The organism is Streptomyces sp. NPDC005492 (assembly GCF_040605995.1).
In the GTDB taxonomy this organism is placed as follows: domain Bacteria; phylum Actinomycetota; class Actinomycetes; order Streptomycetales; family Streptomycetaceae; genus Streptomyces.
Genome location: NZ_JBEXDX010000022.1, coordinates 17,396 through 29,993, shown reverse-complemented (window position 1 = coordinate 29,993; position 12,598 = coordinate 17,396). Strand labels below are relative to the sequence as shown.

Below are 12,598 nucleotides of genomic sequence, written 5' to 3'. Positions count from 1 at the left end.
GCGACTGCAAGTGAGGCGACCCGGAGGGCATCCATACGTTTCGGTACTCGGCGGGTAGCGGGTCCGCGCCGTCGGGCCAACTCTCCGGCATCATCGACTCGTTCCGCGTCCACGCCACCCAGGAGCCGTCCATGTCCCGTTCCGAAGCACGCGTCGCCACCGACCGCCCGCAGCGCTACGCCAAGCAGCTCGCCTCGCACCTGGGCCGCCGCAGCGAGACCAGTTGGGACGAGGAGACCGGCGAGGGCCGTCTCGTCTTCCAGGACGGCACAGGAACGCTGACCGCCACCGAGGGGGCGCTGCTGCTCGCGGTGGAGGCGGAGCCCGAGTTCCTCGGCCGGCTGGAGGACGTGGTGGGCCGGCATCTGGTCCGCTTCGGCACCAAGGACGAACTCGTCGTCGAGTGGCGCCGCGACACCGGCGAACCCGGCACCAGCCAGCGCAGCACGGGCGAGACCGGCTGAACGCCCTCCGTCAGGACACGCAGCCCACGTGCGCCAGCGCCTGCTTGAGCAACACCCCGTGCCCGCCCGGCATCTCGCTCCGCAGCGCCTCCGAGGCGGCCTCCTCCGGACTGAACCAGACCAGGTCGAGGGCGTCCTGCCGGGGCCGGCAGTCACCGGTGACCGGGACGACGTAGGCGAGCGACACCGCGTGCTGCCGGGGGTCGTGGTACGGGGTGACACCGTGCGTCGGGAAGTACTCGGCGACCGTGAACGGCTGCAGCGAGGTCGGGATGCGGGGCAGCGCGACCGGGCCGAGGTCCTTCTCCAGATGGCGCAGCAGGGCGTCACGGACCCGCTCGTGGTGCAGTACGCGCCCGGAGACGAGGGTGCGGCTGACGGTGCCGTCCGGGCCGATGCGCAGCAGCAGTCCGATGCTGGTCACCTCACCGCTGTCGTCGACGCGGACGGGAACCGCCTCGACGTAGAGGATCGGCATGCGCGCGCGTGCCTGTTCGAGGTCGTCGGCGGACAGCCAACCGGGCGTGGTGTCGGTCATGTCAGACATTGCTTGATCATACTTTCAGTGTCCGTCGGATAGCCGGTAGACCCGGCGGGCATTGTCCGCTCCCGCCCAGCGCGCCAGTCGCAGCGCGTCGGGCAGGCCCAGTTCGTCGGCGTCCACCCGGTCCTGGAGCAGATCCCCCAGGCCCCGGCGGAACGCCAGCGCGCCGAGCCCGTAGAACTCGGCGAGACCATAGGCGTCGGAGCTGTACAGCAGTTTGCGGAAGGGTGTGATCTCCAGCGCCTCTGCCAGTACCGCCCGAGCCCGGACCGGACCTACATGATGCAGGGTGAGCCCCACATCCAGGTACACCCGCTCGAAGACGGCGGCCAGGTAGCCGGCCTGACGCTGATAGGGCCAGCAGTGCAGCAGCAGCACCGGGATCGTGCCGGAGATCAGGTGCAGCCAGTCCGTGAGCAGGGCGGGATCGGTGCGGTGCAGGCGGAGGTCGTTGTCGCCGAAGCCCGTGTGCAGTTGGAGGGGGAGACCCAGGTCGACCGCCGTCCACAGCAACTCCCGTACCAGCACCGGGTCTTCGAGCCGCCCACCGCGAGCCAGCCAGGACCGGGCGGCCCGCGTCACCTCCGCCGCCGAGGGCCTGGTCGGGTCGAGGGCGAACCCGGTCCGGTAGGCGGCCACCGATTTCACCCCCACCACCCCCGGCCGCCGCACCGCGTCCAGCGCGGCGGCCCGGAACGCGTCGGCGTACCCGTCCGCCTCGACGCCCCGCGCGGCCACGGACTCCGCGACGGTCTCAAGTCGTACGACCTCATGGGCGACCGCGCCGACCGCGTGGGCGAGTTGGGCGGGCGGGGTGACGGAGTCCGGGGCGAACCCCGTGTCGACGCAGAACACACCGGTCCGCGCGGCGGCCAGGAAACGCCGGTTCACCTCCTCCGGCCCCAACTCGGCGCGCCGGGCGAGGTAGTCGTCGGCGGGCGCGTGCCGCTCCAGGTCCAACAGGGGTGCGCAGTACCGGCGCACGGCGATGCCGACCGGGCTGTCGAACGGTGAGATGCCGCTGCCGGGCCAGACGTCCCCCTCGGTGAGCAGCGACTCGAAGGCGGTCCGGTCGAGGTCGCCGGTGACGACTCCGTGGCAGTGGTGGTCCACCAACGGCAGTGCGGCGAGCGTCTCGTGGACCGGTCCGGCGCCCACCGTCAGTACCTCCAGCGGTACGCCGCCGCCACCTGCTCGTCGTCCAGCCCGTCCACGGCCGCGATCTCGCCCTCCCGTACGGCGATGACGGCGTCGGTGAGTACCGGCCCCAGCGCGGCCCGCAGCCGCTCGTCCCCGCGGAACTCCGCGACGGACTCGGCCAGGGAGGTCGGCAGCCGTCGTACGCCACGGGCTTTCGCCTCGGGGGCGCCGAGGTGCGCGGGGTCTCCGGTGGTCTCTTCGGGCAGGGCAGCGGACGTGGTGAGGCCGTCGAGGCCGGCGGCGATCAGACAGCCGAGGGCGAGATACGGGTTGGCGGCCAGGTCGACCGGCTTCACCTCCAGGTTCGCCGCCTGGGCGCGCTGCCCCGCCGTACCGGTGACCACGCGCACCGCGGCCTCGCGGGTCTCGCGGCCCCAGGCGGTGAACACCCCTGCCCACTGGGAGGGTTGGAGACGGAAGTAGCTGGCCGGGCTCGGTGCGGTGATCGCGGTGAGGGCCGGGAGGTGGGCGAGGACTCCGGCGGCGAAGGACTCGGCGTCGACCGTCATGCCGTGGCGGCGCTCGCCCCCGGTGTGCAGATTCGTACCGTCGCGCCAGGCCGAGAGGTGGACGTGCCCGCCGTTGCCGACTCCCTGCGCGAAGACGGCCGGGGCGAACGAGGCCCGCAGGCCGTGCCGCCCGGACACCGCGCGGACGGTCTGTCGTACGAGGACACTGCGGTCGGCCGCCGCCACCGGGTCGAGCGCGCCCACCGACAACTCGAACTGCCCGGCCGCGTATTCGGGATGGAACTGGTCGACGTCCACGCCCTGTGCCGCCAGGGCGGACAGGAGGTCGGCGCCGTAGTCGCTCAACTCGACCTGGCGGGTGGCGCCGTAGGCCGGACCCGAGGTGGCCGGGACGAACACGCCGGCAGGCGCCGAGTCCAGGCCGAGCGCCCACTCGATCTCGATGCCCGCCCGGAAGCTGAGCCCGTGCCGCTCTTCCGCGTCCATGACGACGTGGCGCAGGAAGGTGCGGCTGCAGCCGGGGTGCCGCTCGCCCTCCTGGGTGATCCGGTCGACCGGCGCCCAGGCCCAGCCGGGCTGCCCGGCGAGCACGGCGAGGTGGTCGAGGTCGGGGTACAGGCGCAGATCGCCGTCCGGTGAGCCGAGGACGTCGGTGGTGACGATGGAGTCGTTGGCAAGGAAGGTGTCGAAGACCGGGGACATGCCGACGCCCCAGGCGCTGGCCGCCGCGAGTCTCGCGGTCGGGACCGTCTTCACCCGGCCCACGCCCGCGGTGTCGACGTAGGCCAGGACGATCCCGTGCACACCCCGTCCGGTCAGCTCCGCGGCCAGCGCGGTGGCGCGCTCGACCTCGCCGGGACGGCCGCCGGGCAGCGGGTCGGCAAGGGTGGTCATACGTCCTCCACGGTCGCGTCCTGGGCGGTCGGTGTCGCCGTCAGGGTTTCACGGCGACCGCTCCGAACTGCGGTACCGCGGACGGGGAGTCGGAGTCCGGGCGCCACTGGGAGCACGGCACCAGGCCGGGGTCCAGGAGGTCGAGGCCCTCGAAGAAGGCGGCGACGTCCGCGCGGCTGCGGGCGGTAATCGGGGGAGTGGCGTTCTCGTTCCAGAACTCCATGGCCGGGACGTTGCCCTCGCCGCCGAGGTCGGCGTCGAAGGTGGGATGGGTGAGGACCAGGAAACTGCCCGAGGGGACCGAGGCCATGACGCTGCGTACCGCATCCCGGGCTTCCTCGGTGTCCAGGATGAAGTTGAGGATGCCGAGCATCATCACCGCGACGGGACGGTCGAAGTCGAGGGTGTCCGTCGCCCGTTGGACGATCGACGCCGGGTCGTGAACGTCCGCGTCGATGTAGTCGGTGACGCCCTCGGGGGTGCTGGTCAGCAGGGTGCGGGCGTGGATCAGCACCAGCGGGTCGTTGTCGACGTACACGATCCGCGCGTCGGGTGCGACGCGCTGGGCGATCTCGTGCGTGTTGTCGACGGTCGGCAGTCCGGTGCCGATGTCGAGGAACTGCCGTACCCCGCGCTCGCCGGCGAGGTACCGGACCGCGCGGCCGAGGAAGTCCCGGTCGGCGCGCGCCACTTCACGGATCACCGGGAACATTCCGGCGACGTGCTCGGCGACTCGCTGGTCGATCTCGTAGTTGTCCTTGCCGCCGATCCAGTAGTTCCAGACGCGCGCGTTGTGCGCCACTCCGGTGTTGAGCCGGGTCGGTCCCTCTGCCGGGGTGTCGCTGTCACTCACGTCCTGGCTCCTTCTCGCCCGCGTTGCCGTCCCCGCCATTGTGCCGTGAGGTGATCACCGGGCCCAAGCGTTCGCGAGGATCGGGCCGAATCTTCTTCCGGTCCACCTTCGGGGAGGGCGAACCGTCAGTCCTGGTTGCCGGGTTGGGCGGGAGGTGTCTTCCCCGCCAGTACGTCCTTCAGGTGCGTGGTGCCCTGCCGGACGGCCAGTTGGGTGGTGTCGGACTCGGTGCCGGCGAGACCGCCGGACGTGACGGTGATCGCGTCGGTGCCGACCCGGACCACGGCCAACTCCAGGGTGAGCGTGGTCGGTTCGGTGCCGCCGGTGCCGGTGACGGTCACCTGGAGACCCTGGCGGGCGTCGCCCACGGAGGGCACCGGGTTCTCGATCACCTGGACCGTGCGATGCCCGCCCTTGGAGTCGGTCGCGGTGAACTGGTCGCACTTCACCGGCAGGGTCTTCAGCCAGTTCAGGGAGGCACCGAGCCGGGCCCGGTCGTAGGCGGCGACCTGGTAGAGCAATCGGGACTCGCTCTGCTCGAACCCGGTCAGCGCGGACGCGCCGGACGGCTTGCCGAGGAGATCGTCGTCGTAGAGCGCGTCGAGCAGTCTCTGGCAGTCGGCGGCGTTCGCCTTCGCGGTGAGCAGGGCGGCGACGTCGACCTTGCCGATGGACAGTCGGTCGCCCCAGTCGGCGGCACTCTTCACCTGGTTCCAGTTGTCCTCCAGATCGGCCTCGGTGATCAGCGCGGCCTTGGCTCCCGCCTCGGTGAGGGCGGGGGCGGCCGACCTGTGGGGCGAGGCGAGCGGGGAGTCGGCGGCGAGCGGGGAGGCGACGACGTCCGAGGCGCTGTCACCGCCCGCACGACCGCCGTCGCCGGAGCAGGCCGCGCAGGTCAGCAGCGTGCCCGTGGCCAGGGCGGAGGCGAGGCTTCGGGCGGGGCGGGAGGACAGGCGTCGGTGCATGGCGGAGCCTCCAGGGGAGCGGCGGGTCCCCTCAGCGCACCACCGGGCAGCCCGGCCCTCCAGCGCAGGGGGCCGTTCGGGTGAGTCACGGTGGGTCGGGGCGTCCGGTCGTCCGGCGGGTTTGAGTGCCGGTGTGGCAGATGTGGACGGTGCTCGTGGTGCCTGTGTGGCGGGCCGGGTTCATGCTCCGCGCGGCGAGCCGGTTCGGAAAGTCCGGCGTTCAGTTGGTCCGCTGTGGGCCCACCGGCTGGGGGCGAGCTCATGTGGGGGCATGGTGGGTCAGGGCGTCCCGTCGTCCGGCGGCCCGGAGTGCCGGTGCGGCAGGTGTGGACGGTGTTCGTGCGGCGCGCGGTGTTCGTGCTCCGTCCGCCGCGCCCGTTCGGCTTCGGTGAGCCCGGCCTCCAGTACCCGCACCCTGCGCCCGCCGCACTCGGGGCAGATCGCGTCGGCCAGGGGTGACCTCAGAGCCCTCCCCTCCTCGTCGACGTACTCCTGTGTGGTCAGTCCGAAGGCGTCGGTCGGGTTGGTGAAGAACATGACCTGGAAGGTGGCCTCCCAGGAGTGGCCGCAGTCACCGCAGGTGAACGTGAAGGTCTCCGGTACGGATCGGGGTTCCGCGCTCATGGCGGGTCCTCCGTCGAGTGGGCGGGCGGGGAAGCGGGGTCCCCAGCGGACAACACCGCACGTCCTACGGCAACTCGAACGCCCCGCCCGGCATGCCCGCGCCCCTGCCTGCCCCGAGACTGAACCCAGGCCCGCCACCGTGACGCGAAGGAGTGACCATGCTGCCCGGATTCCTCACCAGGGCGGTCGAGTTGCTGCTCGGCAAGGAGGGCCGCTCGCTGCACCTGAAGGCGGCGGGCGCGGCGACGGCGGTCCTCGGTGTGGTGATGCTCGTCGGCTCCTGGGCGGTGGTCGCCGCCGAACACGGAGCACACGGCGCCAACTTGACGACGTACCCGAGGGCTCTGTGGTGGTCGATCGAGACGGCGACCACCGTCGGCTACGGCGACTTCTACCCGGTGACCCTGTGGGGCCGTGTCGTCGGCTCGGGCGTGATGGTCGTCGGCATCACCACCTACGGGCTGGTCACGGCGGCCCTGGCCACCTGGTTCGTCGGCCGGGAACAGCGCCGTCGGCATCATCTCGCGCACGGAGCAGAGGAGTTGGGGGAGGAGGCCGCCCACGCCCTGCACGAGCGCTTCGACCGGCTGGAGCGGTTGCTGGCCGGGCGGAACGAGAACCCCTGACGGCTCAGCCGAGGGCGCCGAAGGCCTCGTCCAGCAGGTCGGTGAGGTCGAGCCGGCCCTCGGCGGCGGTCCAGTGGTCGAGGGCGACGTTCAGACAGTCCAGGGCGGCCGCCGCCCGCACCGAATGGACGAGTGCCGTGGCGTCCGAGGACCCGTCGCGCTCGGCGAGCGCCCGGGCCAGGGCCGGCCGCCAGCCCAACTGCTTCTCCAACTGCCGTGCGCACAGGGCCGGTGTGTCCAGCACGAGACGGGTCATCGCCAGGGAGCTGACGGGGTCCTCGCGGTAGCGCTCCAGCACGGTGTCCAGCGCGCGGCGCAGCGCCGTCCAGTCGTCCTCGGTGGCGGGGCGGGCGCGCAGCGCGTCGGCGACCTGCCGGCCATGGGCGTCGAAGGCGAGGAGGACCGCGTCCTCCTTGGTGCCGAAGTAGCGCAGGAACGTGCTCCGGGACACCCCGGCGGCCGCCGCCAGATCGTCGAGGGTCACCTTGTCGAAACCCTCGCGCCGGAACAACTCGAAGGCCACCTGGGCCAGTTCGGCCCGCACGGCGGCCCGTGCGATGTCTCTCGTGTTCGTCCGCGCTGTTCCACTCACCCTGTGATCCTACCTCTGGCCTGACCCTCACTTGCAGTCGTGATTCTCAGTGGCTAGCGTGACACTCAGTTTCACAAGAGATGTGCAGGCTCAAGAGAGGCAGGACACCCATGTCCCGGATTCGGACGCTCGGGCTCATCGGCACCGGCATGATCGGCAGCGCGGTGGCCCGCCTCGCGGTGGCCGGCGGCCTCGACGTCGTGCTGAGCAACTCGCGCGGCCCGGAGACCCTCGCCGACCTGGTCGCCGAACTCGGCGCCCACGCCCGCGCGGCCACCCCCGAGGAGGTCGCGCGCAACGCCGACCTGGTGGTGGCGACCATCCCGCTGAAGGCCTACGACCGGCTTCCGGCAGCCGCGCTCGCGGGCCGGACCGTGATCGACACGATGAACTACTACCCGGAGCGCGACGGCGTCTTCGCCGCGCTGGACACCGGCGAGGCGACCTCAAGCGTCCTGGTGCAGCGGCACCTGGCCGACTCCCGCGTGGTCAAGGCGTTCAACAACATCGACTTCCGCCGCCTGTTCACCAGCGCCCGACCGGCCGGCGCCGCCGACCGCAGCGCCCTGCCGATCGCCGGCGACGACGCGACCGCAAAGGCGGAGGTGGCCCAGCTCCTCGATGTCCTCGGCTACGACACGGTGGACATCGGCACCCTCGCCGACAGTTGGCGCAGCGAGCCCGGCACCCCGGTCTACGTCCACCCGTACATGGCGGCGCGGCCCGAGGGACTGAGCCAGGAGGAGGCGGGCCGCTGGTTCTTCGAGACGCCAGGCGTCCCGGTGCCCGCGAGCCGGGTGAAGGAGCTCACGGACAGCGCCGCCCGGGGGCCGGTGGGCGGCTCCCGGGCGGCGATCGTGGGGGACTGACTCCCTTAGGTGGCCAGCGGCAGCGCCGGGAAGGTGTACCCCTCCCACAGTTGCCGCGAGGCCTCCTCCGGGTAGGCCGTGACGGACGGTACCGCGTCGAGCACCTGCGCCGACCGGTGCTCGGTGTCGTACGCGGGCCAGCCGGGGTCGCCGGTGCGGGCGAACGCCGTCCAGGACGCGCGGAAACGGGACGACAGGGCGAGGGCCTCGGGGGAGGGCTCGACGTCGGCGAAGAGCAGATTGCCCAGGTCGGCGGTGAACGTGCCGAACAGCAGCGGGATGTCGAGGCCGTGGCAGGCACCCAGGACACCGCCCATTCCCGGGGCGGGCCAGGTGAGTTCGTAGACGTGCGCGCGTCCGCCGCCGGCGAGCTGTGCCTCGGCCAGGTGCAGCGAGGGCATGTTGAACAGCCAGTCGGTCTGGACGCGTTCGTACAGCTCGCCCGCCGAGGCGTCCGGGAAGGCGGCGCGGTAGGCCTGTTCGGCGTCCGGGCCCGGCCCGAACCGGCGCAGTGCTGTCGCCGCGTCCTCCTCGCCGAACTTGCCGAACCGCCCGGCGAGAACGACGAACAGGCGGTACTCCTCGCGGTTGTGACCGACGATCAGCTCCACGTCGCGGGCCGCGCCGGCCGCCAGCCCCTGCCAGGGTGTGGTGGGCAGCACCTCGCCGTCGACGACGGGTGAGAACGGGGTCAGCGTGTGCACCACCGATCCCCACCGGTCTTCGTACTGGGTCATCTTGGGCGCCAACGCCTCGCCCAGCGCGGGCAGTTCACGCGGGTCGACGGTCGCGAGGTCGGCGGCCGTGGGACGTAGTCCCGCCTCGGCGGCGATCGCGGCCGCGATGTCCCGGGCCAGCTCGTCGGAGAAGAAGGTGCCCGGCACGCTCTGCGCGACGGCCCGCCGGAACAGCCCGGCCGCGCTCGGCATGACCAGCAGCGAGGCCACCGACCCGGCACCGGCCGACTCCCCGAAGACCGTGACCTGTTCGGGGTCACCGCCGAACGCCGTGATGTTGTCCCGCACCCACTCCAGCGCAGCGACCTGGTCGAGGAGCCCGCGGTTGGCGGGCGCGCCGTCGATCCGGGCGAACCCCTCTATCCCCACACGGTAGTTGAGGGTCACGACCACGAGGTCGCCGTCCCGCGCGATGTGCTGCGCGTCGTAGCCGGGGCTGCCCGAGTGCCCCAACTTGTAGGCGCCGCCGTAGATGTACACCATGACCGGACGCCGGGCCGCCGAATCCGGCGCGGGCGTCCACACGTTGACGGTCAGCCAGTCGTCGCCCGTCGGCCCCTCCAGCACACCGGTACGGCCCTGGATCCCGGACTCCTGCGGGGGCGGCGGCCCGAAGTCGAAGGCGTCCCGTACGCCCTCCCAGCCGCGCACGGGGCGCGGTGCCTGGAACCGGGCCTCCCCGACGGGCGGTTCGGCGAACGGGATGCCGCGGAAGACGGCCAGCCCGCCCTCCAGCCGCCCGCGCACCGCACCGGCGCCGAAACGCACCACGGGCTCGGTGGAATCGGCCGCTGTGTCACGGGAGTTGGGTGTCGTCATCGTTGACTCCTCGCTGTATGCCGGTGGAACGACAGGGTGCGCGGTCCGAGCTGCGGACGGCCGCCGCCCCGCGTGGTGCGGGACGGCGACCGTCGTGCGCTCGGTGATCAGAATGCCTTACGCCTTGGCCTCGGAGACCTCAGGGGTGGCGGCTGCTGCCTCGTCGGCCGGGGCCGCAACGGCCGTACGGCGCTTGGGGATCAGGGTGGCGAGGAAGAAGGCCAGCAGCGCGGCCCCGGCCCCGATCGCCATGACCACCTTGAAGCCGTTCTCCGAGGGGAGGGCGGTGCCGCCGAAGTCGGTGGTCATCTGGGCGAGGATCACACCGGCGATGGCGCTGGCGAAGCTGGTGCCCAGGGACCGCATCAGGGTGTTGAGGCTGTTCGCCGCGCCGGTCTGGGACGGGTCGACCGCGCCCATGATCAGGGCGGGCAGCGCGCCGTAGGTGAAGCCGACGCCTGCGCCGATGATGCAGGACACCAGGATGAGGTGCCAGACCTCGGACATCAGCAGGATGTTTAGGGAGTAGCCGCCGGCCACGATCAGCGCGCCGATCATCAGGGTGACCTTCGGGCCCTTGGCCCGGGTGACCTGCGCGGACACGGCGGACATGGCCATCATGACCAGGCCCTGCGGGGCGAGCACCAGGCCGACCGTCAGCATCGACTTGCCGAGGCCGTAGCCGGTCTGCTCGGGAAGCTGAAGGAGTTGGGGCAGGACCAGGGACATCGCGAACATCGAGAAGCCGAGGGCGATCGAGGCCAGGTTGGTGAACAGCACCTGCGGCTTGGCGGTCGTCCGCAGGTCGACCAGCGGCTGCGCGCTGCGCAGTTCGTACCAGCCCCAGGAGAGCAGGACCGCCACGGCGGCGATACCGAGGATCAGCGTGGTCGCGCTGGTCCAGCCCCAGTCGGAGCCCTTGGAGATCGCGAGCAGCAGGGAGACCAGTCCGGCGGAGAGACCGAGGGCGCCGACCAGGTCGAAGCGACCGCCGGTGCGCACCTTGGACTCGGGCACCAGCAGCAGGACCAGCAGGAAGGAGACGGCGCCGAGGACGGCGGAGGTCCAGAAGAGAATGTGCCAGTTGTAGTGGTCGGCGATGAAGGCGGCCGAGGGCAGCCCCAGGGCGCCGCCGACGCCGAGCGAGGCGCTCATCAGGGCGGTGGACCCGGCCAGCCGCTCGCTGGGCAGCACGTCACGCATGATGCTGATGCCGAGCGGAACGACGGCGGCGGCCAGGCCCTGCAAGGCGCGGCCGATGACCATCGGGACCAGTGAGTCGGCCAGCGCGCAGACGATCGAGCCGGACACCAGCAGGACGATGCTGGTCAGCAGCATCCGGCGCTTGCCGAACATGTCGCCGAGCCGGCCCACGACCGGGGTGGCCACGGCGGCGGCCAGCAGGGTGGCGGTGACCGCCCACGCGGTGTTCGACGCGGAGGCGTTCAGGTACTTCGGCAGCTCCGGGATGATCGGGATGACCAGGGTCTGCATCAGCGAGACGACGATTCCGGCGAAGGCCAGCACCGCGACCACGGCGTTCGACCTCGGCGGAGCGGAGGTACCCGCTTCGGCGGGTCGGGCAAGGGCGTCGGACATGGCTGGGCCTCCATCAGGAACGGACTGCGACGATCAGGGACAAGCCGATTTGCTTGACTCACGCAACGATAATGAAATTGATTGAGTTACGCAAGTGCATTCTGGGGGTGGCTCTGGGAGTGACTCCGGGGGTCGCTCTGGGGATCACTCTGGGTGTAGGAGAGGAGCGGCAGTTCGGTGACCACCTCGAAGCCGCCCTCGGGCCGGTGCCCGGCCTGGAGCCGGCCGCCCGCGGACAGGGCCCGCTCACGCATCCCGATGACGCCGTAGCCGCCGGTCGGCGCGGGGGAGGAGGGTGCCGCCGTAGCACCGTGATCGGTGACGGTGATGCCCAGCCGGTCGTGGGAGTAGCTCAGCCGCACCTCGGCCGAGCCGGTGCCCGCGTGCTTGGTCACATTGGTGAGCGCTTCCTGCACGATCCGGTACGCCGTGAGGTCGACGCCGGCGGAGAGCGGCTGCGGCCTGCCCTCGGTGCTGACGGTGACGGACAGCCCGGCGGGCTCGAACGAGGCGGCCAGATCTGTCAGTTGGGCCAGTCCGGGGGCCGGTCCCGACGGGGACTCCACGTCCTCGGCGTGGCGCAACAGGCCCACGGTGGCCTTGAGTTCGCGTACCGCCGACCTGGTGGTGCCGGCGAGTTCACCGGCGATCCGCTCGGCCTCCTCGGGCCGGGTGCGCAGCATCCGGACGACTGTGCCGGCCTGGAGGTTGGCCAGCACCAGATGGTGGGCCACGACGTCGTGCAGGTCGCGGGCGATCCGCATGCGCTCCTCGGTGACGCGGAGCCGCGCCTCCTGTTCCCGGGTCCGTTCGGCGTGTTCGGCGCGGGCCTGCACGGCTTCCAGACAGGCCGCGCGGAGCCGGGTCGTGGTGCCGAGGGAGGTGGGCAGCAGCAGCCAGAAGGCCGGGCCGACCAGCTTCAGCACCAGTGGTTCCCCGGTGGGGGCGACGAGCAGCGTGGTGGCGACCAGCAGGGCGATGCCGGCGAAGGTGAAGACGTTCGCCGTGGTCCGGTCGGAGCGCAGGGCCAGCGCGTGCAGCGCGACCATCAGCGGACCGATCAGCAGGGCCGTGAGGACGTAGCCGAGCCCGGCCACGGCCAGGGCGCAGCAGAGGGTCACGACCACGGTGGTGCGCGGGTGGGTGCGGCGCCACAGCAGGGCGGTGCAGCCGACGCCCGCAATCAGCACGCCGGGCCACCACGGGACGTCCAGGGCACGGCCCGGGAGCGTGAGGACGCTGCCGGGGAAGGAGCAGACGAAGAAGGTGGCGGCGACGACCAGGTCGACGGTACGGGGATGGCAGCGCAGCAGCCGCTGCAGGTCGTGGATCATGGCGTGGG

At 71.8% G+C, this 12,598-nt stretch carries 13 protein-coding genes; 3 read left to right on the top strand and 10 right to left on the bottom strand.

Translation table 11 applies throughout. From position 1 onward, the window contains the following. The first annotated feature begins 131 nt into the window (after positions 1-131). Positions 132-464, top strand: coding sequence for a DUF2218 domain-containing protein (locus ABZT04_RS26985; protein ID WP_356059567.1), 333 nt, complete (start codon positions 132-134; stop codon positions 462-464). 10 nt (positions 465-474) lie between these two features. Here ABZT04_RS26985 and ABZT04_RS26980 read toward each other — a convergent pair whose 3' ends face one another. The 6 genes from ABZT04_RS26980 to ABZT04_RS26955 all read right to left on the bottom strand — a co-directional run bounded on the left by ABZT04_RS26980 (position 475) and on the right by ABZT04_RS26955 (position 6,014). Beyond that, complete coding sequence (locus ABZT04_RS26980) at positions 475-1,002, bottom strand: NUDIX hydrolase family protein (RefSeq protein WP_355920266.1); 528 nt, start codon at positions 1,000-1,002, stop codon at positions 475-477. Between the two features lie 24 nt (positions 1,003-1,026). After that, positions 1,027-2,166, bottom strand: a complete 1,140-nt coding sequence (locus tag ABZT04_RS26975) for an amidohydrolase family protein (RefSeq protein WP_356059566.1) — start codon at positions 2,164-2,166, stop codon at positions 1,027-1,029. 2 nt (positions 2,167-2,168) lie between these two features. Beyond that, positions 2,169-3,572, bottom strand: a complete 1,404-nt coding sequence (locus tag ABZT04_RS26970; protein ID WP_356059565.1) for a glutamine synthetase family protein — start codon at positions 3,570-3,572, stop codon at positions 2,169-2,171. A gap of 40 nt (positions 3,573-3,612) precedes the next feature. Then, complete coding sequence (locus ABZT04_RS26965) at positions 3,613-4,425, bottom strand: SAM-dependent methyltransferase (protein ID WP_356059564.1); 813 nt, start codon at positions 4,423-4,425, stop codon at positions 3,613-3,615. A 125-nt stretch (positions 4,426-4,550) separates the two neighbouring features. After that, positions 4,551-5,390, bottom strand: a complete 840-nt coding sequence (locus tag ABZT04_RS26960; protein WP_356059563.1) for a hypothetical protein — start codon at positions 5,388-5,390, stop codon at positions 4,551-4,553. 279 nt (positions 5,391-5,669) lie between these two features. After that, positions 5,670-6,014 carry a hypothetical protein gene (locus tag ABZT04_RS26955; protein ID WP_356059562.1) on the bottom strand — a complete coding sequence of 115 codons (345 nt, stop codon included), beginning with the start codon at positions 6,012-6,014 and terminating at the stop codon, positions 5,670-5,672. 158 nt (positions 6,015-6,172) lie between these two features. Between ABZT04_RS26955 and ABZT04_RS26950 the strand changes: the two genes are divergently transcribed. After that, positions 6,173-6,640, top strand: coding sequence for an ion channel (locus tag ABZT04_RS26950; protein WP_356059561.1), 468 nt, complete (start codon positions 6,173-6,175; stop codon positions 6,638-6,640). A gap of 4 nt (positions 6,641-6,644) precedes the next feature. On the opposite strand, the gene ABZT04_RS26945 is transcribed toward ABZT04_RS26950, so the two are convergent. Beyond that, positions 6,645-7,232, bottom strand: a complete 588-nt coding sequence (locus ABZT04_RS26945) for a TetR family transcriptional regulator (protein WP_356059560.1) — start codon at positions 7,230-7,232, stop codon at positions 6,645-6,647. Between the two features lie 110 nt (positions 7,233-7,342). On the opposite strand from ABZT04_RS26945, the gene ABZT04_RS26940 reads away from it, so the two are divergent. Beyond that, on the top strand, positions 7,343-8,101 hold the full coding sequence (locus ABZT04_RS26940) for an NAD(P)-binding domain-containing protein (protein ID WP_356059559.1): 759 nt from the start codon (positions 7,343-7,345) through the stop codon (positions 8,099-8,101). 5 nt (positions 8,102-8,106) lie between these two features. Here ABZT04_RS26940 and ABZT04_RS26935 read toward each other — a convergent pair whose 3' ends face one another. The 3 genes from ABZT04_RS26935 to ABZT04_RS26925 form a co-directional block, all read right to left on the bottom strand. Beyond that, positions 8,107-9,657, bottom strand: coding sequence for a carboxylesterase family protein (locus ABZT04_RS26935; protein ID WP_356059558.1), 1,551 nt, complete (start codon positions 9,655-9,657; stop codon positions 8,107-8,109). 117 nt (positions 9,658-9,774) lie between these two features. Further along, a complete protein-coding gene (locus tag ABZT04_RS26930) occupies positions 9,775-11,256 on the bottom strand; it encodes an MFS transporter (protein WP_356059557.1) in 1,482 nt (493 codons plus the stop codon). A gap of 86 nt (positions 11,257-11,342) precedes the next feature. Beyond that, positions 11,343-12,590, bottom strand: coding sequence for a sensor histidine kinase (locus tag ABZT04_RS26925; RefSeq protein WP_356059556.1), 1,248 nt, complete (start codon positions 12,588-12,590; stop codon positions 11,343-11,345). Positions 12,591-12,598 lie beyond the last annotated feature (8 nt).